The 26,731-nt window shown below is 62.2% G+C and carries 15 protein-coding genes and 1 riboswitch; of the genes, 5 read left to right on the forward strand and 10 right to left on the reverse strand.

Translation table 11 applies throughout. The annotated features are described in order from the left end of the window. Positions 1-142: 142 nt before the first annotated feature. The gene (locus AC5E6W_RS14790; RefSeq protein ID WP_491753082.1) at positions 143-967 is read right to left on the reverse strand and encodes a hypothetical protein; all 825 of its coding nucleotides are present in this window, start codon (positions 965-967) and stop codon (positions 143-145) included. A gap of 152 nt (positions 968-1,119) precedes the next feature. Beyond that, positions 1,120-1,302, reverse strand: coding sequence for a hypothetical protein (locus AC5E6W_RS14795; RefSeq protein WP_491753083.1), 183 nt, complete (start codon positions 1,300-1,302; stop codon positions 1,120-1,122). A gap of 132 nt (positions 1,303-1,434) precedes the next feature. Here AC5E6W_RS14795 and AC5E6W_RS14800 point away from each other — a divergent pair, with 132 nt between their 5' ends. Further along, complete coding sequence (locus AC5E6W_RS14800; protein ID WP_491753084.1) at positions 1,435-1,797, forward strand: hypothetical protein; 363 nt, start codon at positions 1,435-1,437, stop codon at positions 1,795-1,797. A gap of 108 nt (positions 1,798-1,905) precedes the next feature. Here AC5E6W_RS14800 and AC5E6W_RS14805 read toward each other — a convergent pair whose 3' ends face one another. The 3 genes from AC5E6W_RS14805 to AC5E6W_RS14815 all read right to left on the reverse strand — a co-directional run bounded on the left by AC5E6W_RS14805 (position 1,906) and on the right by AC5E6W_RS14815 (position 6,536). Next, complete coding sequence (locus AC5E6W_RS14805; protein WP_491753085.1) at positions 1,906-3,606, reverse strand: M20/M25/M40 family metallo-hydrolase; 1,701 nt, start codon at positions 3,604-3,606, stop codon at positions 1,906-1,908. Positions 3,607-3,845: 239 nt separating this feature from the next. After that, complete coding sequence (locus tag AC5E6W_RS14810) at positions 3,846-5,174, reverse strand: cytochrome P450 (protein WP_491753086.1); 1,329 nt, start codon at positions 5,172-5,174, stop codon at positions 3,846-3,848. Positions 5,175-5,354: 180 nt separating this feature from the next. Continuing rightward, a complete protein-coding gene (locus tag AC5E6W_RS14815; RefSeq protein ID WP_491753087.1) occupies positions 5,355-6,536 on the reverse strand; it encodes a fatty acid desaturase family protein in 1,182 nt (393 codons plus the stop codon). A gap of 417 nt (positions 6,537-6,953) precedes the next feature. Between AC5E6W_RS14815 and AC5E6W_RS14820 the strand changes: the two genes are divergently transcribed. Further along, entirely contained in the window at positions 6,954-10,223 is a 3,270-nt protein-coding gene (locus tag AC5E6W_RS14820) for a thioester reductase domain-containing protein (RefSeq protein WP_491753088.1), read from the forward strand. Positions 10,224-10,304: 81 nt separating this feature from the next. Here AC5E6W_RS14820 and AC5E6W_RS14825 read toward each other — a convergent pair whose 3' ends face one another. Further along, positions 10,305-11,060, reverse strand: a complete 756-nt coding sequence (locus AC5E6W_RS14825; RefSeq protein ID WP_491753089.1) for a hypothetical protein — start codon at positions 11,058-11,060, stop codon at positions 10,305-10,307. A 268-nt stretch (positions 11,061-11,328) separates the two neighbouring features. Between AC5E6W_RS14825 and AC5E6W_RS14830 the strand changes: the two genes are divergently transcribed. Next, positions 11,329-13,581, forward strand: coding sequence for an MMPL family transporter (locus AC5E6W_RS14830; RefSeq protein WP_491753090.1), 2,253 nt, complete (start codon positions 11,329-11,331; stop codon positions 13,579-13,581). A gap of 15 nt (positions 13,582-13,596) precedes the next feature. Here AC5E6W_RS14830 and AC5E6W_RS14835 read toward each other — a convergent pair whose 3' ends face one another. Further along, positions 13,597-14,730, reverse strand: a complete 1,134-nt coding sequence (locus AC5E6W_RS14835) for a PepSY-associated TM helix domain-containing protein (RefSeq protein WP_491753091.1) — start codon at positions 14,728-14,730, stop codon at positions 13,597-13,599. 14 nt (positions 14,731-14,744) lie between these two features. Next, a complete protein-coding gene (locus AC5E6W_RS14840; protein WP_491753092.1) occupies positions 14,745-17,093 on the reverse strand; it encodes a TonB-dependent siderophore receptor in 2,349 nt (782 codons plus the stop codon). A gap of 581 nt (positions 17,094-17,674) precedes the next feature. On the opposite strand from AC5E6W_RS14840, the gene AC5E6W_RS14845 reads away from it, so the two are divergent. After that, positions 17,675-20,452: a TonB-dependent receptor gene (locus tag AC5E6W_RS14845; protein WP_491753093.1), complete on the forward strand. Its 2,778-nt coding sequence runs from the start codon at positions 17,675-17,677 to the stop codon at positions 20,450-20,452. A 27-nt stretch (positions 20,453-20,479) separates the two neighbouring features. Here the strand turns inward: AC5E6W_RS14845 and AC5E6W_RS14850 are convergent, their stop codons facing one another. Further along, the gene (locus AC5E6W_RS14850; protein WP_491753094.1) at positions 20,480-21,514 is read right to left on the reverse strand and encodes a threonine aldolase family protein; all 1,035 of its coding nucleotides are present in this window, start codon (positions 21,512-21,514) and stop codon (positions 20,480-20,482) included. 56 nt (positions 21,515-21,570) lie between these two features. After that, positions 21,571-21,676, reverse strand: a riboswitch (SAM-I-IV-variant riboswitch). 81 nt (positions 21,677-21,757) lie between these two features. After that, the gene (locus AC5E6W_RS14855) at positions 21,758-23,866 is read right to left on the reverse strand and encodes a beta-N-acetylhexosaminidase (protein WP_491753095.1); all 2,109 of its coding nucleotides are present in this window, start codon (positions 23,864-23,866) and stop codon (positions 21,758-21,760) included. A gap of 101 nt (positions 23,867-23,967) precedes the next feature. Here AC5E6W_RS14855 and AC5E6W_RS14860 point away from each other — a divergent pair, with 101 nt between their 5' ends. After that, entirely contained in the window at positions 23,968-26,490 is a 2,523-nt protein-coding gene (locus tag AC5E6W_RS14860) for a phosphocholine-specific phospholipase C (protein WP_491753096.1), read from the forward strand. Positions 26,491-26,731: the final 241 nt, after the last annotated feature.

The raw sequence follows: 26,731 nt of genomic DNA on the forward strand, positions 1-26,731 counted from the left end.
TTCGCCCCCGGAATACGTGCAACAAACCCGCTGCATTCGACGGGCTACAGATGTCTTTCTGGCTGCCACAACGCACACACGGCCCGGAGAGTTCCGGGCCGTGCGTGCAAGACGCGTCGTGAAGTGCCATGTCCGTTACGACTTAGCGGTGGTGGAAGCCGCCGCCAAACCCACCTCGGAAACCGCCGCCGTAGCCAAAGCCGAAACCGATTCCAACCGGATAGCCCCATCCCCAGTAGGGATCGCCCCAGTACGGCCCATAGCCATAGCCGTAGTAGGGATAGCCGCCATAGGCGTAGCCGGGATAGAAGCCATCGCCATATCCCCCATAGCCGTAACCAGCTTCAGCTTGCTCGGGCTGCGCACCGGGCAGCAGGTCCCCGCGCAGGTCGAAGGGAGCAAACTCCGTTGCGCGCAGTTCGCCGCCGAAGGTCAGGGCATGATCTTCCTTCACCTTCACGGGCTTCGCTGAGGCGTTCGTTCCCGAATAGGCTTCGGCCTCACCCTTCAACGTGCGTACGGTATTCGTGTCGGCGTTAAAGGTGTAGAGACCGTCCTTGAGCACCGCCGTCTGTCCGCCGGGAAGGTCCACAAGAATCTGGGGGCGATGATCCGGATGATGGATGTTCAGATTGGCCACACCGTGATCGATGCGAATCTCCACCTTGTCGGGTGTCGCGCTCAGCGTCTCGGTGTGCGTGGTCCCCGTGGTCCGGAGCCACACGCCAGGGGCGACCGTCGTGTTGTTCAGCCGCGGATATTGCATGCGGCGCTGGGGTGGAGGAGCGCCTTCACCAGGAGCGTAACCACCTGGGACCTGCATATTCTGCGCCGCCGCGGGCGCATAGCTGCGCTCGATCGGCGCGGGCGTTTGATCCTGTGTGGCGCTAAGGTTCGAGTCCTGAGAGAACGCAACGCCCGCTGAGAGCGTCGCCAGTGCTGCAAATGTAGTGATGATCCGGTTCATGCCGCAAAATCCTCTGCTCTTATAGATGCGGCTCGGAGCAGAATGTCGCGGTCCGCAGAACTCTCGCTTTGATGGCAAAAGATAGTCTGGTTGTCCGGGGGGCGCGTAAACACTGGCGGCGAGGCACGCGTCTTACGTTACCCAGCAGATTCTCAATCGCGGTGGCGGCGGATGCTCGCACCCAGCGTTCCCGTGACTCCCAGCGCCACCACGACCAAACCCAACAGCGCCAGGACTGCCAGCGCGGCGCGGGAGAACAACAGCAGCAATGCGCTCGCAAACGCGCGCAGGATGGCCACGACCAGCGTCACGACGATGTGGATGATGGTCGCCAAACAGGCTCCAGCTTACTGGTTGCAGCGCAGTTGGATGCGTCTCGGCCCAGGGAGTCAACTTGGCGGCCCCATTTCGGGTGCGCACCGTTTCACCTGCACCTCGGGCATAGTGTACGAAGGGGAACCGGGGCGATGACGCCTCGCCTCGCGGCGGCCCTTCAGGCCCCGCCGCGACCCGAGAAGGAGCACGCGAAGTTGGGTCTCAAGCTGACGTCATACCGCGGCAAGGAGCGCCGGCCAACTGGCGGAGCCTCGCTGGGAGCCCGCACCACCGTGCCAGGCTTCGTGAATGCCAAGGGCCAGCAGGTGGTGGAACGCACCGGTGCCCGCTCGACCACCTTTCCCGGCCAGATCATCTACCGGATGAAGTGCCGCGGATGCAGCCACGAGTACGGCTCCAACGGCTGCGACATCCACGCCCGGTCCTGCCCAAGCTGCCAGCAGGGAACTGCAGGAGAGCCATTGACGGAGAAGCCGGCTGGGTTGTTCTCGTAGGTCTCCGCGATCGCTGGAGAGAGCGTCAATCGACCCAATTAGCATTCGGCAAAAACACCGGCGTGGCACAGGAGCACTGTGCCACGCCGATTTGATTCGGATTTCTGCTTACTTGAGCCCGCCTTTGGGAGGCGTGGTGGTGGTGTTGGCGAAGTTGTAGAGTTCGTCGACGATGGACTTCTCCGCTCCGGCCATGCCGTAGACCTTGCCGGAACCCTCGATCACCCAGAATTCATTGGCTGCGTGCGCGCGGCCACCGTAACCTGCACTGCCGCCGGCGATGGGGAGTCCGATGGGCGTCGTGCCCGGATCGCCCTGTTTGCCATTCGTGAAGAGATAACCGGGCCACGCGCCGCCCATATTGGTGTCTTCAGCGTCCATCGTGGTGGTCTTGCTCAGCGGAGGATTCCACTTGATGCCGAACTTGTCGAACATCTGCTCGACCGAGTGGGCCACGTCGGTGTCGAAGTCCATCGAGGACCAGGGCTGGTCGCCGATGAGGCGAAGCTGCACGTCCTTGTAGCCCTGCTTGTCGAGATGCGCGCGGATCTTCTTTAGCAGGTCGCCGCTGTTCATGTCCGGCACGTAGCGGATGGAATGCTTCGAGGTGACCTTGTTGGGAAGGATAGCTCCTGAGCCGCCGGCATACATGTTGCCGCCCCAGATGCCATCGAGGTTGAAGGCCGTGCCGAAACTGGAGGCCTTGAGCACCTGGTAGGGATCGTCGGAGCTGAAGCGGGCTACGCCGACGGCGTCCGCCATCTTCTTGAGGTCAGCCTTGGCCGCGGCTTCGTGAAGCTTCTTATCCGTCTCAGGATCGATGGGCTTGATGTGGTCGTAGAAGCCGGGGATGTTGACGCTATTGCCGTCCTTGGCGATAAGTGTTCCGAGCATCGTGATGTGCCGCCACGCCGGTGAATCGGTGGAGCGCTTGAAGATGCCGTGGATATCCGAGACCGTGGGGCCGCGGCCCCAGGCCGTGCCGCTCGTGGTGAGCTCGATGTACATCAGGCCTTCGGAAGCGCCCATGATCGACGCCGGACGCGCACCGTTCTGGCCGCCAAACATGAGCATCGCGTCGGCTCGCTTCAGCAGGTCCGGGTGCGTCGTTACGAACTTGTTGAGACCCATCGACATGCGCTCTTCGTCCCCCTCGGCGATGACGATGAGGTTGACCGGAAGCTTGCCATTAGCCGCCTTGATGGCCTGGAAGGCGTTCCACTGCGTCATCTCCGGGCCTTTGGAGTTGACTGCGCCGCGGCCAATGAGCACCTTCTTGAACCCGGGATCGATGCCAGCGGTCTTGCCGTCTACGAGGCGCGCCTCGAACGGCGGAGCGACCCACAGCTCCGGCTGCGTGACCGGCATGGTGTCATACATCCAGTAGACGAGCAGCGTCTTGGGCGCGCCCTCATTGCACTCCGCGTAGACAACGGGGTTGCCAGGCTGGCCCCACTTGGTGATGCCGACGTCGTTGATCTGCGTCTTCTGGCAGCCAAGTTTGTCGAAGAAGCCCTTCACCATCTCGGGCGACTCCTGCATGCCTTCGCCGCTATTCGAGATGCTGGGCTGCTGAATCCACTTCTGCAGATTCTCAACATGCTCGTCGATGTGCTCGTCGATGTACGCGAAGGCCTTCTTTTCGGCATCGGGCATCTTGCTGGTGTCGATCTTCACGGTCTCGTCGCCATAGGGGCGGATACCGAGCTTGTGAACCGAGGCGGTAGCAGCCGGCTTGGCGGCCTGCTTCGAGCAGCCGCTGATTCCGGCGGTTGCGATAAGGCATGCTGCGAGGTACCGATGGCGCATAGTCACTCCAGAAACTTGGATTCCGCGAGGCTTTGGTACGGATCTTCGGCGCAACTCTGCATGAAGGGACGGGCAGATATAGAGGAGGACCGCGATACGCGAACGCGTAGCGCCCCCCGGGGGACAACCTTGATTGCAAGCTTGCCGAGCAGTGTATCGCATCGCCACGGGATTCCGGCAGCTCATCCGCTGCGGGCAGCGTGCGAACACGCGAGCCGAGCCGCCTGGGGCCTTTTCGCTTAGACCCCGGTGGGGACGGGCTCAGCGTGGCGCTCGGCCGCCATGGCTTTGGTGAAGCTCATGCGGATGCCGTTCTTCGGACGCAGAATCACCATCGCGCGTTCTTCGATATCCTGCCCCGGCGTGAGTTCGAAGTCATAGCGCCGGAGCAGCGTGCTGAGGATCATCAAGATCTGCAGCATGGCGTACTGGTTGCCGATGCACACGCGCGGACCGCCACCAAAGGGAAGATAGGTGAACGGCGTACGCAGCTTCTCGTTCTCCTTGACAAAGCGCTCCGGCCGGAACACGTCCGCGTCCTCCCAACGGCTCTTCGCGTGGTGCGCGCCATAGACGTAGACGATGACCATGGAGCCGGCGGGGATGACGACATCGCCAATGCGATCCTCGTTGATGGCCATGCGATCGATCATCCAGAAGGGCGGATAGAGACGGAGCGACTCCTGAATGATCTGGCTGGTGAAGGGGAACTTCATCACATCGCCATGGCTGAGCATGTTGTCGCCGAGGACGGAGTCGAACTCCTCACGGACGCGCTCGAGACAGTCGGGCCGCGTGCTCAGCAGGTAAAGGATCCACGAGAGGCCATTCGACGAGGTCTCGTGGCCGGCGACGAGGAGCTGCATGCTCTCGCTCAGCACCATCTCGTCGCTCATGCCTTCGCCGTCGGCGTAGCGGGCGTCCATCAGGCTCTGGAGCAGATCGGTTCCAGGCGGCTGCGTGCGACGAGCCTTGATCAGTTCGAGCAATACACTATCGGCGCGGACCCGCATGTCCTCGTGCTTCTTCAACTCGCCGGAGACGGCAAACCAGGGGTTCATGTAGGGCTGCAGCGTCTGCCGGACGATGAACTCCTGCACGGTGCAGATGGTATGGCTGACAAGGTCGATGTCTTCGCGCTTGAGCCGTGCGCCGAAGAGCGACCGGGCAACCATCGCGAAGGTCATCTCCATGAGCTGCGGATAGATGTCGACCGGGCCGTCCTGGATGCGGCGGTCGAACTCCTGCAAGGAGTCCGTGAGCGAGTCCTGCATGATGGCGGTGAGCGCCTCGAGCTGTTTGGGAGCGAAGCCCTTCTGGATGAGGCGGCGCTGGTCGCGCCAGGGTTGGCCTTCGGTGGTGAGCAATCCCTTGCCCAGGAAGTGACCCATCCGCTTCACCTGGATCTCGGACTTCTGGTAGTTCGCGGCGTTGGTCTTGAGGACGTGCTCGATGACGGCTGGAGCCGTCGTGACGATGGCTTCCTTCAGCCCGCCGAGATAAAAACGGAAGGTGTCGCCGTGGGTCTCGGTATAGGTCTGGAGAACAGTGACAGGATTTCGCGCCATGGCGGGCGAATCCTTGAAGGAGCGGAGCCGGGAGACAGCAGGAATCGATGCGGACAACGTCACACCTCGCCGCAGGTACGGTAGCTGCCGGTTGGGCGAAGCGCGGGCGACTTGCCTTGCAGCCGTACGTGGGGACTGGGATCAGAGATCAGAACAAACAGGTCAAAGCGACCGTGGGACTCAGGACCAGGTTCCGTCGCCCAATTGCTTCAAAAGTATCAGGTGGTGCCGGATCGCGCGCGTCATCGTGGGATGCTGGCGGTAGGGCACGCCGAACTCCGCTGCCGTCTCCTTCACGATCTTGGTCAACGGAGCGTAGTGTGTGTGGCACACGAAGGGGCACAGGTGATGCACGACGTGATGATTCAGGCCGCCCGTAAGCCAGCCGACCATGGGACTCGTCGTGGCGTAGTCGGCAGTCGTCGCGAAGATGTGATACACCCCGTTCTCGAACTCGTTGCGGCCCTGCGGAAAGTAGGTGCTGTCCACGGTATGCGTCGTCTGGAAGACCAGCGCCACGCTCAGGCCGACGATGAGATGCACCAGCAGAAACGCTGCGGCTACCAGCAGCACTGGCTTTCCGAGCAGAAGCACCGGCAGCACGAGCATATAGATGAGGTAGAAGGCCTTGCCGACGAAGAGAATGACGTACTCGCGTGCGGGGTGCTTGGTTCGCGAGAGGTAATCGTGCCCGGGTTTGAAAAAGCATTCGAAGTCACGAACAAAAACGTAGTCCAACGAGAAGACCGCGTAGAGAAACAAGGCGTAGAAATGCTGGAAGCGCTGCATGGGGCGAAGCGGCTCATGCGGCGTAAACCGGAGCAGGCCTCGGCCCGTCAGAGCATCGTCCTCGCCATGCACGTTGACGCAGGAGTGGTGGCCGCGGTGATGCAGGATGCGCCACATATACGAATTGATCCCGCACACGTCGAAGACGTAATTGAGCGCCTTGTTGACGGAGGCGGTCGACGAAATGGCATTGTGATTGCTGTCGTGTGCGATGTTCAGCAGGAGGAAGGTCTGGGCCAGTCCCCCGAGAAGATAGAGACCAACGAACCACGTGGCGCCGGGCCGCAGGGCGTAGATCGCCGCCCAGCTACCTGCCAGCACGGCAAGTCCAACGCCAATCTTGATCCACATCATTCGATTGGCTTTAGGGGAAAGGTTCTGATCGGCGAAGTAGCGATCCAGACGACGGCGCAGTACCTTGGGGAAGGATGGATCGCCCAGGGTGGCCGCCTCTGGAACCGTGTCGTGGGGTACGAGATCCTCCACGGGAGTCGGCGCGACCGCAGTAGCGAGGGGGAATGTCACGGACTGATGCGTCACAACCGCCTCCGCAATCCTGTTGAGCGTGGTCATTGTTCCCGAATGGGAGGTTCAAGCCCACCTGGGCCAAAAACGCGGCCCAGCGAGGCTACAAGTGCTGATCGTAGCTTGGAAGCGAGCACGGATCAAGGTGTTTCACCCTTGACGAAAGATGGCGTGCCTCCCGCCGCAGGGCGACGCGGGCGCGTAGCATTTGATCTTCTCTCTGCTAGCATGGTCGGATAACTGCACACGAATGGAATGAGTTGATCAGCACCCGGAAACCCCGGACCCCGTCCGGACGTCTGCCCTGCTGAAGCGAAGAGTTGTTTATTGTTGGCTCAGGACTGCCTGCAGACCTCAGTCGTCAATTTTCGGAAGGCGCATTGGAATACGGAAAGCGGTGAGATGCGGCAATACTTCGGCTCAGGTCTAACCATTCAACGCTCGAAGGGGCTTTGCTGATCTACTATGGCGTCGATCTTAGATGAACTGGACAGGCTGGGAGGGGAGCATCCGCACAAGCTCCTGTTCTCCTATCTCGACTTGAATGGCAACACGCTCGAGAGCTACACCTATGCCTCGTTCCTATCGAGAACCAAGGCGATCGCCGGCCACCTGCTGAAGGATGGGCGTTTCGCTGCAGAGGATCGTGTCCTGCTTGCGTACCCTCCCGGGCTGGAGATGATCTGCGCGTTCTTTGGATGCGTCCGCGCCGGCCTGATCCCTGTTCCCGTGTATCCGCCCAGCTCGCGCGGATTCCAGAGTGCGCTCTACAAGATGGTGCACATCGCCAAGGACTGCCAGGCCGCCGGCGTGCTGACCAGCAGCGAGTACCACGCTGCCCTGAAGATCAATCTCGCCCGCAGCGGCGTCGCGACCTCGGGCGTCGATGTCGACTACATCTCCGGAATGCCGTGGCTCGTCACCGAAGCGTTCGAGCATGAGCTTGGCGAGGATTCCTTCCCGACTCCCGGCAAAATCCTCTTCCTGCAATACACCTCCGGCTCCACGATGGAGCCCAAGGGCGTGATGGTGACGCACGAGAACATCCTGCGTACCGCACCGCTGGTCATCGATCACGTCTCGCCTATCGTCGTCTCCTGGCTTCCGCAGTACCACGACATGGGCTTGATCGGCTGCTACTTGTATCCCGCGTTGCGCGGCGGCACCACTTACGGCTTCTCACCAACAGACTTCATCCAGCGGCCGGTGCTGTGGTTCGACGCGATGAGCACCTACAAGGCCACGGCGACCGCTGCTCCAAACTTCGCGTACGAATACTGCCTGCGCGCTGGGCGCATCCCAAAGGAAAGCCTGGAGCTGTGCGATCTGAGCTCGCTGCGCGTCCTCATGGTCGCGGCGGAGCCGGTGAAGGCCGACACGTATACCCGTTTTCTCGAGGCGTTCCAGCCCTACGGCCTCCATGCCGAGGCCTTCTATGCGGCGTACGGCCTGGCCGAGAACACGCTGGCCGTTTCGATGGGCGGGCGCAACATCATTTCCGTGAGCAAGCAGGCGCTCGCCATGGGGAGGGCGCGACTCTCGACCGAGGTTTCAGAGATCGGCTCGTCCACGAAGGTGGTCAGCTGCGGGAAAGTGCTCCACGGCATGGACGTCCGGATCGTGGAGCCGGAGCTCCACAATGCGTTGGCGGACGGCCGTATCGGCGAGATCTGGATCGCGGGTGCGGGCAAGTGCGTCGGCTACTGGAACAATGCTGAGCTGACCCTGAAGCAGTTCCGCGCTCGCCTCACCGACGACACGCCGTACGACGATGGGTTTCTCCGCACCGGCGACATGGGCTTCTTCCACGATGGAGAGCTGTTCGTGTGCGGCCGCATCAAGGACATGATCATCCTGCGCGGGCAGAACTACTATCCGCAGGACATCGAAGGCGTTGTAGAGCGGGCCTCGCCGCTCATCCGCACGCACTGCGTCGCGGCTTTCCAGATCCATGAAGACAGCGAACCCGCGCTGGCGATTGTGGCCGAAGTGAAGAACCCGAGCCAGCTGCCCGACGCGCGCAAGATCGCGCAGGCGGTGCGCAACTTCCTCAACGTCGAGGTAGCGTTGATCTCCTTTATCGCGCCGCGTGCGATTCCGCGCACGAGCTCCGGCAAGATCATGCGCCACAAGGCCAAGCAGATGTGGGTGGCCGGCGAGTTCAAGGTGTTGAACGAGTTCTCGCGCGAGAAGGATGCGGGAGCCACCTGCGGTAGCGAGAAGCAGACCCCGTTCGACGAACTGAAGGCCCGCTACAACCTCACGGGCAACGAGTCCTACAACCTCGTCGATGCCGGTCTCGACTCGCTTGACCTCGTCGTCTTCATGCACGAGATCAAGGAGCTGCTGAAGGACAAGGGCGCCGACGTGCTGGCACGGCAGGTGGACATCGGCGTCATCCAGCGCGTCAGCGTCGCGGAGCTCTTCCAGCTCGCCGAGCAGCTGGAGAGCGCGCCGGAAGAGGCGCTGGAGCATCTGCGCGTCTCGCTGCATGCCTTCCGCGAAGAGCAGCGCGAGTCCGAGCGAAAGATGATGAGCGAGGACCGCAAGCTGGTCTTCGATCCTCCCGTGCCGCTGCCCGTTCCTAAGGTGCCCGTACCGCACCATGTGCTGCTGACTGGCGGCACAGGATTTATCGGACCGTTCCTCATCAAGAGCCTGCTGGAGCAGACGACGGCGAGGATCTATGTACTCGTGCGCGCGTCGGACGATGAGCAGGGCAAGCAGCGTCTCCGCGGGGCCATGGACTCCATGGGAGCCTGCAGTCACTCGCTGATGCAGATGTTCGAGTCTCGCGTGACGCCGCTGTGCGGCGATCTCGGGCAGCCCAGCCTCGGTCTCCCCCAGGACGCGTGGGATTTTCTGGCAAGCGAGTGCGACACCATCTTCCACAACGGCGCGACCGTGAACTACCTCTTCAACTACGACCGCATGCGCGATGCGAACGTGATGGGAACGAACGAAGTTCTGCGGCTTGCGTTCGAAGGCCGGCCGAAGGAGTTCAACTACGTTTCGACGACGTTCGTCTTTGGCTGGGCAACGAAAGACGTCCTCTGGGAGACGGACTTCAACGAGAAGCTCGAGCTGCTGGACTTCGGCTACAGCCAGACCAAGTGGGTCGCGGAGCAGGTGGTCGCGGATGCGCGCAGCAAGGGCCTCTCGACGCGCATCTTCCGTCCGGCACTGGTGAGTCCCTCGGTGGATGGCGGTGGCAACAACTTCGATATCGCCGTGCGCCTGGTTGCCTTCATGGTCAACCACGGCATCGGCGTCGATGCGTTGAACCAGGTGAGCTTTGTCCCCGCGGACATCGTGGCGAACAACATTGTGGCGATCTCCACTACAGCGGATACAGCTAACAAGACGTACCACATCGTGCGTGACGACTACGCGAACATGATGGACATCACCAACCTCATCACGAAGTCCACGGGAAGGCAGTTCGAGGCCTTCGCGGTGGATGACTTCGTGCCGGAGCTGATCCGGCGCTGCCGCAAGGAAGACCTGCTCTTCCCGCTGCTGGACTTCCTGGTGGGTTCGGTGGACAACATCACCGCGATGGAGTTCAAGCGCTACGACAATTCGACGTACCAGCTGGCCCGCGATGCTTCCAAGCGGGGACAGCCGGATCCAACGCTTGAGGACACCGTGAACGGCATCCTGAAGTTCATGCACCGCAAAGGCATCATCTCGGTGGCGCCGCGTGAGGTCGATGCTGCAGTCCCAGCCGACTGATCGAAGGCTTACCCATAGCAAACGGCCCACCTTCGCGGTGGGCCGTTTTGCCTTGATGCCGCGCAATCTCTTTATGGCTGGCTACTTGCGCTGAAAGACGAGCTTCTCGGTGAAGTGCTGGCCGGTCTCGAGGGTTCCCGAGCTGGTCAGCGTCATCGTCTTCCCGTCGGCTGCTACCGCCCAGCGATCTTTCTGCGCAATCTGCTGATCGCGGCGATAGGTCGCATCGACCGTATGCGCGTCGGCCATCGCCAGCTGCACGCTGTCGTTGCGCGAGTTCTTCACGTCGTACGGCTTGCCATCGAAGTGCGCGGTATAGCTGTACTCTCCTGCGAAACGCACGCCATCGGTCCCGACGGCATCGATGGTGAGATTCATTCCCTGTTTCAGGCGAGTCTTGCTGACGTCCTGTGTCCAGTCGCCGGCAAACGGATCCGGCGAGCCCTTGCCAGGCGTGGTGCGCGTCCACACAGTGGTCTGGTCGGGGTGCCCGGGGCGTGACGTGATGAGGGTCAGCTCGCTGCCATCCTTCGAGAGGCTGTCGTGGATCGTCGCGACAACCGCGCCACTCTTTTTCTCGGTGACCGCGACCTGCTTCTTGTTGATGCGGTGAAGTTGAATCTGGTCGAACATCGGATTCGCGGGCACGGGAGTCTGCTTGCCATCGGCCTTCGCGGTGAATTCGAGGTGCGTCTCGCCGGTCATGAGAACGTGCACGGTTCCATTCGCGGAGACGATGGTCAGCTTATCGGCGGGGTCGAGCGACGACTGCGCGGAGACCAGTGTCCATGCGCCTGCGCGAGGATCGGCGCCCTGCGCAGAGGCCACGCAGAGCATGCCCACGAGCGCACCTACCGCCAATCGGAATGTCGAAAACTTAGGGATGATTCCTCCTCTACCGCGGCGCGGTTCCCACAATGTAGCAGACGCGGATGAGCCCGCAGCGTGAGAGCGAACACGGTGTATCCTGACCTCGTTACGAAGCCCTCAGATACGAGGCGGGAGGGCCAGTTTCGGTTGCCCGCGCTGATCTGCTTTGCTCCCGTAGCCCCCGTAACAGTAGTCGCCGTCTTAGAACCTGGGCGCGGGCCCCTTGTCGACCATCATGAGTTTCAAGCCATCGCGACGCTTCTGGATTGCCGCCGTAGTCTTCGCGGGCGTGCTTTCGCTGCTTCCATTCTCCTTCCATTCGGAACGCCACCTCGAGACGGCCACGCGCGTGGAGGGAAGCGACGCGCAAACCGTCGTGCAGGAGCTGAAGACGCGCTTCCACTCGCCCTTTGTGGACCAGGTGGTGCTGGTCGTCCAGGGGTTGCCGGCGGCGGATACAGATGCCGGCGCACAGGCGCTCTCAAGCATCGTCGATGGGCTGAAGAACCAGCCCGGCGTCTCCGGCGTCGTCTCGTACCTCGATCTGCATGATTCGCTCTTCCTCGGCAAGGGCGGAGGGACGTACATCGTCATCGGCCTCGCGTCGCCTGATGGCCCTGTTGAGTCGCTGGTCCCGGGGCTCTCGGCGCAGGCGAGGTCACTCGCGGCCCAACTCCGGCCACGCTATCCGAAAATCAGCCTCGAGCTCACCGGCGAGATCCCGCTGAACTTCGACATCCGCAAAGCCAGCGCGGAGGAGGTGCAGCACAGCGAGAGCCTGGTGATCCCCGCAACGCTGGTGCTTCTGCTGCTCGCCTTCGGAAGTCTCGTTGCCGCCTTGATTCCGCTGGCGGTGGGGCAGCTTGCCATTGCGACGACGCTGGCAATCGCCGCCCTGCTCGCCGCGCGCTTCCACCTCTCGATCCTGGTGCAGAACCTCGCGACGATGCTTGGCCTTGGTCTGGGCATCGACTACACGCTGCTCATGGTCAGCCGATTTCGCGAGGCCATCGCCGCCGGCCACGATGGCCCGGCCGCTTCCTTGATCGCAGCAAAGCGCGCGGGCCGCACTCTCTTGATCTCCGCCTCCACCGTCGCTATCGGTTTCGTTGCCCTGCTCACCGTCCCGATTAGCGAGATCCGCTCCATCGGCGTTGCCGGATGCCTTGTCGCGGCGACGAGCGTGCTGATGGCGAACACGCTGGTGCCAGCGGCGCTGGGACTGCTTGGCCGGCGCATCGACGCAGGCCGCTTGCCGTTCCGGCCGCGGATGGATGCCTGCAGCGACGAGAACGTCGGGCGGCGCTGGCGTCGATGGGGGCAGGGCATCGTCGCTCATCCATGGCTGGCGATGGTGCTGGCGGGAGCTCCTCTTCTGGCTCTCGGCTGGCAGGCGACGAAGCTGGACACCAGTCTGCCGAAGGGGGACTGGCTTCCTAAAACTGCGGAGTCCGTGCACGCTCTGCACACGCTCGAAGGCATGGACCGGGCGGGCATCGTGCAGTCGATGCGCGTGATCGTTGAGCTGCCGAACGAATCCATCGCGGAGAGCGATGAAGGGTGGGCTGCGGTGGACCGCGCGAGCAAGCTGCTGGCGAGCGATCCTCGCACCGAGCGCGTGATCTCGCTGACGACCCTTGCGGGCGGCGACCGTTCGTACCTCTCCAACATCTCACGCGAGACGCGGCGCACCTTTCTCAGCAGCGATGGACATGCAGCGCTGCTGGAGGTCCTGCCGAAGACTTCAGTCTCCCTTCGCGACCAGGTGGATTGGGTGCGCGAGGTGCGAAGGACCGGCGGTCCCGCGCTGACCGAAGTTGCCGGATCGACGCTGCTCATCGGCGGCATTCCTGCGCTGAACGGCGACTACCAGACGATCATCGCCAACCGATTTCTGCCGGTAACGGAGCTCGTCGTGATTGGCACGCTGCTGGCTTTGCTGGTCGGCTTCCGCTCAGTCTTCGCGGCGGTCAAGGCCATCGTGCTGAACCTGCTCTCTGTAGCTGCCTCTTTCGGTGCGCTGGTATTGGTCTTTCAGAAGGGCTACGGCAGTGGGTTGCTCGGTGTCCCAGGCGGTACGGGGAGCGTGTTCCCCCTGGTGCCGATTGTGACCTTCGCCATCGTCTTCGGGCTCAGCATGGACTACGAGGTCTTCCTCGTCGCCCGCGTGCTGGAGGCGCGGCGAAGCGGACTGAGCGAAGACGAGGCGATTCCCGAGGCGCTGGCCCGCACGGCCGGGCTGATCACCAGCGCCGCCGCGATCATGATCGTGGTCTTTGCGGCGTTTACCTTCGGCAACTTCCTGGTGGTGAAGATGATCGGCTTCACGCTGGCGATCGCCGTGCTGATCGACGCCACGCTGGTGCGCATGGTCATTGGTCCGGCACTGCTGTGCGTCGCAGGCGATTGGAACTGGTGGCCGGGAGGTCTGGCGAAACCGGCGTCAGCCTGCATCCCAAACCCCAAGACCGCTGCGTCAGGCGATTGACGCAAGCCGTTACGCTCAAGTTCGTGCGTGGACGCGGTGACGCAAGAAGCGGTTCCAATACGTCAGCAGACCCGTAATGCTAAGGAGAGCAAGCGCGACGCCCGCCAGCGCCCACAGCGACTTAAACGCGAGCCCCCAAAGAGTACCGAAGTGCAGAGGGTGCATCGCCCACAGGAACCAATCGCCTGGGGTGTGGTTTTCCCCGTAGTGCCAGACTGTGAGGACGCGTGCGTCTTGAGTAGACATCGTCACGATGTCGCGGTGAGAGAAGTCGCCGGGGGCGCGGCGGTCCACCAGGGCATATACCGTAGGTCCGGTGAGTTCAGGGTCGCTGAGGCTGAAGAGGTGACCGTGGGGGGAAGCGTGCTCCACCGACGCCAGGATCTCCGGGAGTGTCGTGCGTATTGCAGCACTGGAAGGCATTGGTGGAAGTGATGGCGAACGCATGCCTTGAAGCGGCGAGATCGCGGACACCACCGCGGTCACCTGCCTGTACCACCCGAAATACACCCCTGAGACAGCCCACCAGGTGACGAGCAGCAGCGTCCAGAAGCCGATGGCGTTGTGCGCGTCGTAGGCGATGCGCCGCCAGTTGTGCTTGAAGCTCATGCGCAGGCCGCGCGTCCAGAGCTTCACGCCCGGCCACCACAGATAGAGGCCGCTTGCCGTGATCAGCAGCAACAGCGCCGAGCCAATGCCATTGACCTGCATGCCATAGCTCTTGCCGAGCAGGAGGTAGACATGCAGGTCATAGACCCAGTCCAGCCATGTGCGGGTCTGACGTATGAGCGCTCCCGTGGAAGGATCTGCCAGCAACGTGAGCGGTCGTTGGCTGCCGTCGGTTCCGGTGAGCACGAAGACGGGTAGTTGCTCTGAGGTTGTCTGCAGGCTCGCCAGCTTCGCGCCCGGGTAGTCGAGCTGGAACCGATCGACCACCTGTTGGAGCGGGATCTCGCGCGTAGCGTCATACACCCGCAGGTTGCGCGGAAGTGTCAGCCTCGTGAGCTCAGCCCGAAAAACAAGGATCGAGCCTGTCAGCGCGATCACCACAACATAGAGCGAGAGCAGGACGCCCGCCCAGAGATGAACCTGGAAGAGCGCCCTGCGCAGCCATAGCTCGCGGGGATGGTGAACGAAGGTGCGCAGCACAGACACTTCGTCGATTAGAACCGATACTTCGCGGTTCCGATCACGTTGCGCACATAGCCGTAGTAGCAGGCATTTAGACCGGTACATGTCGCGACGTAGCGCTTGTCGGTCAGGTTGGTGGCGTTCACCCCAAACTCCGTGTGGCGGTAGCTGAAGCGTAGGGCCCCGTCGAGCAACGCGTAGTTCGGGATGAAGAAGCTGTTGGCTGCATCCGCTGCGTTAGTTCCGACAAAGCGCACGCCGAAGTTCCCACCGAAGCCAGCAAATCTTCCGCGCCGCTGCGTATAGTCCGCGAAGGCGCCGACCTGGTTGCTGGGGGTTTGCGGCAGCCAGTTGCCGATGTTCGTGGTTGTAACGTCCTTCAGGTCGGTGGTTGCAGTGTGGGTGTAGGAGGCGTGGAAGTTGAGACCATGCGAGAGGCTGGCGATGCCCTCCAGTTCCACCCCGCGGGAGCGCACCTCGCCGTCCTGATGCTCGTTGAAGCTAGAGTCGGCGACCAGCACGTTCGTCTCGTTAATTTGGAAGACAGAGGCGGTGAAGAAGCTGTTGGAGCCGCGCGGCTGGATTTTTACGCCACCCTCAATCTGGCGAGCGTCTGATGGAACCGCTGGTGTCGTCGAGAGTCCCGTCGTTGGGTTGTAGACGTAGGTTCCGGAGTTGGGCAGGAAGCTGGTGGAGTACGCGAAGTACGGAGCGATTCCGAAGTCGGTGAGATAGGAAACACCCACGCGCCCGGTGAACTTTTCGTCGAGATGCGAGAAGTTGCCTGTGCTGGAGAGGAAGCTTGTGATGTCGTTCTTCGCGAAGTCCTGCCGGCCGCCCAGGGTGAAGATGAGGTGACCGCGATACTTGATCTGGTCCTGCGCGTACAGGCCATGCTGTTGCAGCAGACTGTTGTTATTGAGGTAGGGTGCGCCGGTCGGGATCGTCGCCTGACCATAGACGGGATTGTAGATATTCAGATCACTGACGCCGAAGAGGTAGTAGCTGGTGGCGCGCTGTTCGATGTGCTGGTAGTCGTAGCCGAAGAGTACCGTCTGCTCCCACTTGCCCGTGCTGAAGCGGTGCAGAGCCCGCGTATCGACCGTGTTGAAGCGGTTCGTGTTCGGCGTGGCGAAGAGGTAGCGTGAGACGTTCGTGGTGCTCGTGCCGTCGAGGCCATTGCCCGCGATAGTCTGGGCTTTGAGGTCGATGTACTGGTAGCGATAGTTGGAGTGCACGTTCCAGCCATCCTGGAAGAGATGATCGCCGGTGTACGCCACCGAACCCTGGTTGCGGGACACGTTGTCATACCCAGGCTCGCCGAGGAACGTGTTCACCGGAATGATGCCGTTGGGGTTGGTGTTGTAGAGCGTGCCCTCGGCGGGAAGGAACTGGCTCCAGCGGGTTCGGTCGTGCTGGTAATCGGCGAGCACGGTCAGATTCGTACGATCATCCGGGTGCCAGGTGAGCGAGGGCGCGATCAGCCGGCGGTCATCGGGCGTGTAGTTGGTCTGGGTTCCGCTGTTGCGCACCAGGCCCAGCAGCCGATAGCGGAAGTTCTCCGCGCGGTCGAACGAGCCGGTTGTGTCGACCGAGCCCTGGCGGCGATCGAAGGAGCCGAACTGGCCCTCCACCACCGTGCTGCGCTCAGCCTCTGGCCGCTTGGTGACCTGGTTGATCAGGCCTCCCGGAGGAATCTCGCCATACAGCACGGAGCTGGGCCCCTTCAGCACTTCGACCGAGTCCAGCTCCAGAGGATCGAGCTTGCCGGAGAGGGAGTTGAACCGCATCCCGTCGCGGAAGATGCCGAAGGTCTGGGCGTCGAATCCGCGAATCTTCAGCCAGTCGAAGCGAAGTTCCGTGCCGTACTCGTCGGCCTGCACGCCCGGGGTATAGCGCAGCGCCTCATTGACGGTCGTGACGGAGCGGGCGTCCATCTCTTCGTGGCCCACGATGGAGATGGACTGTGGGACCTCAACCAGCAGCGCGTTCGTCTTCGACCCGGCGTTGGAGGCGAAGGGCACGAAGCCACTGTCTCCGGAGACGTTGACCGTATCTGTAGCCGATCCGACCTCCATCTGCACCTCGAGCGGCGCGGACGAGGGAACGTGGATCGTAACGTTGGCCGGGGCGAATCCCGGAGCCCGCGAAGTAAGCACGTAGTCGCCGGGGAGTAGACGGAGGGTAGTCTCGCCGTCGCTGCCGGAGATCCCGGTGACGGCGGTGACGCCGCAGCGGGCTTCGAGCTCCGCGCGACCGATCATCGCACCAGTGAGGTCGGTGACGTGGATCGCTGTGATCACCGGGACGGCTGCGGTAGAGATAGAGCAGTTCGCTTCCGGGGCGGGCACCGCGGCGGAAGTGGCCGAATAGGCTGGCATGACAAGCAAAGAGGAAAAGACGGCAGGGAGACAGGAAGTGCGGAAGGTCTTGAAGTCGGTCAACGGAATTCTTCTTTCGAACGCTCTGGACCCGGTATGCCAGACGAATTGCGCTACGCCTCTTGGGCGGCAGTCTTTGGCCAGAAGGCGCTTGACGACTGCTGAATCGAATATAGGACCGAAGTAGTCCTTATTCAAGAAGATGCGGCGAATATCGCGCATGCGAGTCGATTATGGGGATTCCGCCGCCACGGCGGTATTTCGATTTCGCTGACCGGCCTTGTGTATTTCGCCCGTATCTTGCTCGAATCAGACGATAGCGGATGGGCGTCGACCGCTGAGATGCCGCTGTCCCCGCATTACAAATCGCCCTGCGGGCTACGCTGCCGCCAGAGGCATTAACTTGAGGGGCACGTTCGGCGGCTGTGGGAACCATCGTTGCCTCGCCTGCGTACCCCCATCGATCGACTCATCACTTCTGACTTCTGCGGCAACATTTTGCATCCTTGCTCGACCGCAGCCTCGTTATAGCGTGTAGTGCCGCGGACGAAACCCTGCGGCTCCAAACCCCAGAGGACCCCATGCGACTCTCCGCTGCCGCCGCCTGCCTTGCGGCGCTCACGATCCCCTGCGTTCTGCACACCGCGACCGCGCAATCGGCCTGCGTCACGGGTGGCCCACTCACCGGATTTATTCGCGACACGACGGACGCCATCATTCCTGGCGCTCAGGTGACCCTGGACGGCGGCAGCGTTGTTGTCTCCGGCTCGGACGGCCGCTACCGCATCGCCTGCGTGCCGGCGGGAAGCCACAAGCTGCACCTGAGCGCCGAGAGCTTCGCCCCGCTGGATACCGGCGTCACCACCCCGCGCACCACGGACCTGAACTTGATCCTGCAGCCGGGTTCGGTGGAGACGACTGTGGATGTGGTGGACGACAGCGACACCGCGGCGACGAAGTCTACGACCTCCAGCGGCCCGTCGCAAACCATTACCAGCAAACAGCTGGTCTCGCTCGCCGATGACCCGGATGACCTGCTCCGCGAGCTGCAGCAGCTGGCTGCAGCCGCCGGAGGGTCGCCATCGGGCGCCACGGTCGCGGTCGATGGCTTCGACAATGGAGAAGGCGGGACCCACCTGCCGCCCAAGTCCTCCATCGCGTACATCAAGGTGAATCCGGATCTGTTCTCCGCCGAATACCGGAACCCACCCTTCGGCGGCGGGCGCATTGAGGTCTACACGAAGCCCGGCCAGTCAGCCTTCCATGGCGCGCTGTTCATGACGAACTCCAGCTCCTGGATGAATGCCCGTGACCCGTTCTCGACTGCGCCAGCCTCACTCGGCAAGCAGCGCTATGGCTTCGAGCTCACGGGACCCCTCCGTAAGAAGGGCTCTGACTTCTTCACTTCACTGGAGCACCGCGATATCTCCAACTCAGCCGTGGTGAACGCCGTCGACATCGATGCAGCGGGGACGCAGACGCCGATTCTCGAGACCGTCGCCGCACCACAGCATCTTTGGATCGGCAACCTGAAGACCGATTGGCAGGCGGGCGCTAAGAACACCTTCATTGCGAGCTTCGATCACTGGAGCAACGATCGCCCGAACTTCAGCGTGGGAGGCACGACGCTCCCAGAGGCCGGCTACGAGCGCAAGGAGTACGACGAGAACTTGCACCTGACGCTGGCGACTACGATCTCGTCGAAGATCATGCATGAGGGCCGCATTGGCATGGAGTGGGATGGCTACACCTACACCCCCAACTCCACAGCGCCGCAAATCGCCGTCGCCGGCGCGATCACCAAAGGCGGTTCAGCCTTGGGTGCCGCGCACGAGCACGAAATCTGGGCCTCGATCATCGACGACATCATCATCCAGACCAAAACCCATTTGCTCAAGATCGGAATCCAGCCCGAGTTCGTCCACCTGAACACCTATCTGCCGACCAACTTCAACGGCGTGTATACCTTCGGCGGCGGGACGACCTCTACGGGGCAGACAATTACCGGCATCCAGCAGTACTCGAACGCCCTGGCCGGAACATCGAACGGCTTACCTGAGGGTTCTCCCACCAGCTACAACAGCACTACGGGTAACCCCTACGTCGAAGTCCTGCAGTTCCGCAATGCGCTCTATGTGCAGGACGACTGGAGCATCCGACCGAACCTGCACTTTGCCTCGGGCCTGCGCTACTACGTACAGGAGAAGCCGCGGATCACGGCAGCGGTGCAGCCGCGTTTCGGCCTCTCCTACACGCCGGACAAGAAGGCGACGTGGAACCTGCATGCGCATGTGGGGCTGTTCTCCGGCCGCTACGGAGCGCATGGCTGGGAGACGATGGTCTTCTCCGACGGCACGGACCGCAGCATCAACACGGTCTATACGCCGACATGCACGGGCACCTTCGACCCTGGCAGCTGCCAGCCGTTGACCACCGGCACCGTGGTCCACACGGTTCGTAGGCTGCAGCCGAACTTCCCCGAGACGTATTGGGGGATGGAGAACCTGGGCTTCAGCAAGACACTGCCGAAGAAGTTCACGCTCTCGGGCGATTACTACATTACGCAGATGTGGCACTACGCGCGCTCGGAGAACATCAACTCACCAACCAATGGGCTGCCCACGGGGCCGCGGCCGTATGGACCGAACCTGAACATCCTGCAAATGCAAGGGACGGGCCGCGGCTATGGCAACGTGGTCTTCATGGGACTGACGAACCAGTCGCTGAAGCTGGTGCAGTTCTTTGCCGGTGCGGTGCGCGTGGATATCGTGGACGACACCGATGACAACCAGTACTTCAGCCCACAGACCACCGGTGTGAATGCCGGCGAGTATGCCCGGCGCGATAACCAGGGCCTGTGGCAGATCTTCGGCAACGCCACGCTGCATCTTCCGGAGAAGGTGATCTTTACCGCGAACTACAACGGCACCGGTCTGCAGGCGTACAACGTGACCACGGGCTTCGACAACAACGGGGATGGTAACTTCAACGATCGCCCACAGTATGCTGTGGCCGGGACGCCGCTGTGCGCAGTGAGTCCGAAGGCGACGCCGTGCGGCTACAACACTCCGTGGGGTGAGCTGGTGGCTTCCGGTGGAGTTGGATCGCTCCCGCGCGACAAAGGCGACATGCCCTGGACCTTCTACCTCGACACGAACCTGCAGAGGACCTTCAACCTGACGAAGAACGCGAAGGCCGATCATCCGCAGACGCTGGCGGTGAACCTGCGCAGCTCGAACGTGCTGAACCACCTGAACACAACGGCCGTGGGTTCCGTGCTGGGATCTCCGCTCTTCGGGAGACCCTATGCGAGCGATCCGGGGCGACGCGTCGAGGTTGGACTGCGGTACAGCTTCTAGATAAACCGTGCAGCGTTGTACGGTGGGCTATGAGGTCAATGCGCGAAGGTCCTCCACCAGTTGGTTAACACGCTCCGGGGAGGAATCCCAAGCGAACATGAATCGTGCTCCGCCTCCGATGAAGGTGTAGAAGAGCCACCCACGCTCACGCAGGCCTTCGGCGACAGCAGTCGGCAGCTTGAGGAAGACTGCGTTGGCCTGCGCCTTGAACATCAGCTCAATGCCCGGCAATGTGGCGACGTGGCGCGCGAAGTCCTGCGCGCAGGCGTTGGCATGCGCGGCGTGGCGGAGCCAGGCGCCGCTCTCGAGCATGGCGACCCAGGGCGCGGCGAGGAAGCGCATCTTCGAGGCGAGTTGCCCGGCCTGCTTGCAGCGATAGTCGAAGTCCTCGGCGAGCTTCGTATCGAAGAAGATGACGGCTTCGCCCACGGCCATGCCGTTCTTGGTGCCTCCGAAGCAGAGCACATCGACACCGGACTTCCACGTTCCCTCTGCGGGCGTGCAGCCCAGCGAAGCACAGGCGTTGGCGAAGCGCGAGCCATCCATATGCAGCTTCAACCCAAGTTCGCGGCACTCCACCGAAATCGCCTGGATCTCAGCGAGCGTGTACAGCTCGCCGGTCTCGGTGGGCTGCGTGATGGTGACCACGCGTGGCTTGGGAAAGTGAATATCGGTGCGCTTGAGCGCGATGGAGCGAATGGCATGAGGCGTGAGCTTGCCATCGGCCGATGAGGCGATGAGCAGCTTCGAGCCGTTGGAGAAGAACTCCGGTGCGCCGCACTCATCGGTCTCTACATGCGCGGACTCCGCACAGATGACGCTGTGGTAACTCTGACAGAGCGAAGCCAGCGCGAGCGAGTTTGCTGCAGTGCCGTTGAAGGCAAAGAACATCTCACAGTTGGTCTCGAAGAGTGTGCGGAAGGCCTCCGCGGCGCGAGCGGTCCACTGGTCGCCACCATACGCTGGCTCATGACCGCGATTGGCTTCGTCCATAGCGGCCCAGGCTTCGGGACAGATTCCGGCGTAGTTGTCGCTGGCAAATTGTTGGGGCTGCTGCTGCATGAGTTGGGATCAAGCCTTTCGTTCGTCATTCATCGAAGAGCGGTACTGACGCGCGGCGTGATCCCAAAGTTTGCCGGATCGGCCACATCTCCCGGAGCGGGACGCCACCTTGCGCGGGAGCAGGTTGGCGTTGAGCACTCAGCTCAACTCTTGATGTCTGCCTCAAGGATAACGGATGACCGCGCTTAGCGCACACGACGCTCGTTATTCGAACCATGAAAGCACCGCCTCGATGAGGACGTGTTATTTCGAGGAGGCCTCGAAGAGTGCTCGCAACGGCACCGCTCCCACAAAGTGAACCAGCGACTCAGGCCTCGGCTTGGTGAAGACATCGAGACGCGCGGCGGATTGTTGCTTCCATGCCGGGGCAAGCGCGCGGCCATCCGCGAGATGATGCACCGCAGTTTCCGCATCCGTCATCACCTGCTCCAGTTCGTCGGCGCTATGACTCATGGCGGCGAGCTGTGGGGAGGTGGCCGTCATCGAACGCACAGCGGGGAGGCATTGCTTCCACTGTGCGAACTTCGCGAGCAGAGCGTCGCGGTCCGCGGTGTTGTGGCGGGGGTCAGCAAGGAAGCGCTTCATCGTGCTCTCCAGCCAGTACCGTGAGGGAGGATCCGGCACGACGACATCCACGAAGTTGTCGAGTGGCGTAAGTTGGTCGGTGCGCTGCACATGGTATCGCTCGCCGAAGCTGACGGGCTGGAAGGCTTGTGCGAAGGTCCGCAGCGGGGCGATGGAGGTCGAATGCACCATGGCGCGTAGTGCCGCGTCTTCCGAGGTGAGATGCGTGAGGCCCGAGGCTTCCAATTGGACGGAGACGACAGCGAGCCTGCGATACATATCGTCGACGTCGCGGATACTTGCGGGAGACCAGAAGCGTTCGGCAATGGCTGCGGTGCGTGGCCAGATGCGTGAGTCGATGGTGTGTGCATTGACATGCTCGCCCCACATCGTCACCTCGCCGCCGAGCACGCGCACACCCTCCGCGGCCGTAAGCTCCGAGTCCGCGGGCAGAGGATCAGCGAGATAGTGCTTCGCTGCGGAGTCCATGTGGTCGAGATAGTACGGTGCGGAGAGGATGCCCTGGTAACCGAGCTTCGCGCTCTTCGCGAGTGACTCCGAGCCACGCCAGGACTGGACGACGACATCCTTCGGCAGGCCCGGCGTCAGCACCTCATCCCAGCCGATCATGTGCTTGTGCAGACCCTTCAGGATCTGCAGCACGCGGGTGTTGAAGTAGGCCTGCAGGGCGGCGTTGTCCTTGAGATTGTGCGCGCGCATGAAGGCGACGATGCGCGGATTGGTCTTCCAATCCGGCGCGGGCGATTCATCGCCGCCAATGTGCACATACTCGTCAGGAAAGATCGTGGTCATCTCGCCGAGGAAGCGAGCGATGAAACTGTAGGTCTCTTCACGCGTGGGATCGATGGCGTAGTTGCTCACGCCGAACTCGCGGCGAATGCCGTCGGGTTTTGTTCCACTCGCGAGTTCCGGATACGCCACGAGCCATGCTGTGCTGTGGCCGGGCATCTCGAACTCGGGCACGACCCGGATGCCGCGGGCACGCGCATACGCGACGAGGTCACGGGCCTGCTCCTGCGTATAGAACAATCCATCGGACCCCTTGGCCGTGAGCTCCGGATAGAGCTTGCTTTCAATGCGGAAGCCCTGATCTTCAGTGAGGTGCCAGTGGAAGACATTCATCTTCACTGCAGCGAGTCCGTCGATATTGCGTTTGAGGACGTCGATGGGCTCGAAGTGGCGGCCACAGTCGATGAGCAGGCCGCGCCATGGGAAGCGTGGAGCGTCCTGAATGCTGACGAAGGGAAGCTCGTAGTGATCGCCAGCCGGGTGCACGAGTTGAACCAGCGTCTCGAGCGCATGCATCGCGCCGAGCTCATTTGGCGCGGCGATGCGTACGCCATCGCTGGATACATCGAGCCTATAGCTCTCATCTTCATCGACGCTTTGCACAGCGTTTGCGAGATGGCCGATCTGGACATGCAGCGAAGTCGCAGGGGTCACTCCAGGTCCTACATGGCGGAGGTCGGTGACATTGTCGATGCGCGTCACGGAGCGGGCGATGGCGTCGCGCAGACGATCGTTGGCATTCGCGGAGGTGTCGACGACGAAGGTCGATCGCAGCGCGAGCGCGCCTTCGTGCCGTTCCAAGTGCGCGGGCATCGGCATCACGTTCAGCTGAGCCGGCATTGGGGCCGCCATTCCGTGTAGTGAGAGAGCCAACGTCATCGACACCGAAGCAACTGCGAACGCAATCTTCATGAGGGAACCGGCGACCTGTGACCAGAGCGAATCTCGGGAGTAGACGTGAGTCCCCGACAGCATCATCTTACGGAAGCTCCTATGTGCTGGGCGCGCCTGACAGAATTCATCTGTTCGCGAGCTGGTTGCGATGATGGCGTGATGCCTTCTCGGATATCATGCGTCCCATGTCCTCCCGTCGTGATTTCCTGAAGTTTGCAGCCGCCCTGGCCTGCGCTGGCGCCAGCGAGCTTCTCCCCGACTCCGTGCAACGCGCTTATGCCATTGAGCCGCGGCCTGGCTCGACGTTCCTCGATGCCGAGCATGTCGTCATCCTGATGCAGGAGAACCGGTCCTTCGACCACACCTTCGGCACACTGCGCGGCGTGCGTGGCTTCAACGATCCCCGCGCGTTACGGCTGGCGAACGACCAGTCCGTCTTTGCGCAGACCGACACCGCCGGTGAGACCTACGTCCCGTGGCGGCTGGACATCAAGGACACGCGCGTGACGTGGATGGGCTCGCTGCCGCACTCACGCCACAGCCAGGTGGACGCGTGGAACGGAGGCCTGCATGATGGCTGGCTGGAGGCGAAGCGGTCCGGGCACGAAGAGTACGCACACCTTCCGCTGACGATGGGCTACTACACGCGCCAGGACCTGCCGTTCTACTACGCCCTGGCTGATGCATTCACGGTGTGCGACCAGCATTACTGCTCGGTGATGACCAGCACCTCGCCGAACCGTTGTGTCTTCTGGACGGGTACGGTGCGCGAGTCGCAACATCCGACAGCGAAGGCGCACATGCGCAACGAACAGATCGATCCTGGAGGCCTGACGTGGAGCACGTTCCCGGAGCGCCTGCAGGAGGCGGGTGTCTCCTGGAAGAGTTACCAGAATGAGCTCACACGCTCAGAGCTGACCGGCGACGAAGCCGCGTGGCTTTCGAACTTCGGCGACAACGTGCTGGAGTGCTTCGAACAGTACAACGTGGAGGCCTATCCAGGCTTTGCGGCGGCAGCACAGAACTTTCTTGTGAGCCTGAAGGCAGAGGCCAGCGCGCTGGAGGCCAAGCTCGGGAAGGCAAGTGAAGGCTCTGACGCGATGAGCCAGCGGCAGGAGATCGAGAAGGTCCAAAGCCAGATCGCGGCAGCAGAACGCATGCTGGCTGACAGCGGCGAGACCCGTTACAGCAAGCTCGCCGCGCACCAGCGCGAGCTCTATCACAGGGCGTTTGCCACCAACCACGATGACCCGCACTACCACTCGCTTGAGGTCCTCCCATTCGAGGCCCAGGGCAAACCGCAGAGTATCTCTGTGCCGCGGGGCGATGTGCTCCATGAATTCCGCAAGGATGTGAGCGAGGGTAAGCTGCCGACGATCTCCTGGTTGACCGCGCCGGAACGCTTCTCGGATCATCCGAGCGCGCCATGGTTCGGGGCCTGGTACATCTCGGAGGTCATGGACATCCTGACCAAGAACCCCGAGGTGTGGCAGAAGACTATCTTCATCCTCACGTACGACGAGAACGATGGCTACTTTGACCATGCTCCCTCCTACGTGGCGGCGGATCCGAAGCATCCCGAGACGGGCGGCGCTTCGGCGGGAATCGACACCGGGTTGGAGTATGTCTACCGCGAGGATGAACTCGCGATGGGCGTGGCGGAAGCAGATGCTCGCTCGGGACCTGTAGGCATGGGCTTCCGTGTGCCGATGATTGTGGCCTCGCCGTGGACGCGCGGAGGCTGGGTGAACTCGCAGCTGTTCGACCATAGCTCGACGCTGCAGTTTCTCGAGACGTTCATCGAGCACAGGCATGGCCAGCCGGTGCGTGAGGAGAACATCAGCGCGTGGCGGCGGGCGATCTCCGGGGACTTGACGTCGGTCTTTCGCCCACATGATCCAGCCGACGCCCAGCTCGACTATGTGAAGCGCGACCCCTTCCTGGTGAGCATTGCGGAGGCTCAGTTCAAGCCTGTCCCCTCGGGCTATCGAAGGCTCGGGGCGATAGAGCTGACGCAGAGCCAGACTTCTCCTGGGGCCCCGGCCTCTGCACTCGCGGGGTGGATGCCGAAGCAGGAGCCAGGAACCCGGCCGGCATGTGCGCTGCCCTACGAGCTCTATGCCGGAGGACGCCTCAGCGACGATGGGAAGCACTTCGAGCTCGAGCTGCGTGGGGGCGATAAGCTGCACGGAGCGCGATCGGCAGGCGCTCCGTTCAACGTCTATCTGCGGAACCTCGCCGGCGCAGCGAAGATGCAGGTTGCTACCTATGCGGTACGCGCGGGGGACACGCAGGTCTGCTCCTATCCGTTGGCGCTGTTTGCACAGGGCGGATATGAGGTCGAGGTCCACGCGCCGAATGGCTTCTACCGATGCTTCCGTGGGGGCCCCACGCCGTTGCAGGTCACGCTGGAGATTGGTTACGAGGTACGGAACGATGTCGCGACCGGAAACCTCCAGCTGCTTTTGCGCAGCACAGCCCCAACGCCACTGACGGTGGAAATCATGGATCACTCCTACGGAACGCCTCCCCAGCACAAGACGCTGCCTCCGGGCAGGCCACAGGTGATCCTGCTGGCGAGCTCGCGCAACCACGGCTGGTACGACTACAGTGTTCGCGCGCCGGAACATGGGGAGATACGCTTCTCCGGGCGCGTAGAGACGGGAAAACCGGGCATTACCGATCCCGCTATGGGCGGCATCGCATAATGGCGAAAGGGACTTACCTGCATTACCTTTCCACTTGCCGCTACGCCAAAGACGGGAATCTTATCGAAACACAGGCAGGAAACCCGCAAGGAAATCTATGGATAGCCTGTCCAAAGCTTGATTCAGAGGAATATGCTGTCGGCATGGACTTTCAACATACTCTGCAGGAGATAGACGCAGAGATCGCTAAGCTTCAACTGATTCGAGATATCGTGCAACGCCTGGAACGCCCCTCCTCCTC

It is taken from the genome of Bryocella sp. (assembly GCF_058498515.1).

Coding starts and splice junctions, on each gene's coding strand:
- AC5E6W_RS14790 (WP_491753082.1), bottom strand. CDS start 967: ATGAACCGGATCATCACTACATTTGCAGCACTGGCGACGCTCTCAGCG.
- AC5E6W_RS14800 (WP_491753084.1), top strand. CDS start 1,435: ATGACGCCTCGCCTCGCGGCGGCCCTTCAGGCCCCGCCGCGACCCGAG.
- AC5E6W_RS14805 (WP_491753085.1), bottom strand. CDS start 3,606: ATGCGCCATCGGTACCTCGCAGCATGCCTTATCGCAACCGCCGGAATC.
- AC5E6W_RS14810 (WP_491753086.1), bottom strand. CDS start 5,174: ATGGCGCGAAATCCTGTCACTGTTCTCCAGACCTATACCGAGACCCAC.
- AC5E6W_RS14815 (WP_491753087.1), bottom strand. CDS start 6,536: ATGACCACGCTCAACAGGATTGCGGAGGCGGTTGTGACGCATCAGTCC.
- AC5E6W_RS14820 (WP_491753088.1), top strand. CDS start 6,954: ATGGCGTCGATCTTAGATGAACTGGACAGGCTGGGAGGGGAGCATCCG.
- AC5E6W_RS14825 (WP_491753089.1), bottom strand. CDS start 11,060: ATGCTCTGCGTGGCCTCTGCGCAGGGCGCCGATCCTCGCGCAGGCGCA.
- AC5E6W_RS14830 (WP_491753090.1), top strand. CDS start 11,329: ATGAGTTTCAAGCCATCGCGACGCTTCTGGATTGCCGCCGTAGTCTTC.
- AC5E6W_RS14840 (WP_491753092.1), bottom strand. CDS start 17,093: ATGCCAGCCTATTCGGCCACTTCCGCCGCGGTGCCCGCCCCGGAAGCG.
- AC5E6W_RS14845 (WP_491753093.1), top strand. CDS start 17,675: ATGCGACTCTCCGCTGCCGCCGCCTGCCTTGCGGCGCTCACGATCCCC.
- AC5E6W_RS14850 (WP_491753094.1), bottom strand. CDS start 21,514: ATGCAGCAGCAGCCCCAACAATTTGCCAGCGACAACTACGCCGGAATC.
- AC5E6W_RS14855 (WP_491753095.1), bottom strand. CDS start 23,866: ATGATGCTGTCGGGGACTCACGTCTACTCCCGAGATTCGCTCTGGTCA.
- AC5E6W_RS14860 (WP_491753096.1), top strand. CDS start 23,968: ATGTCCTCCCGTCGTGATTTCCTGAAGTTTGCAGCCGCCCTGGCCTGC.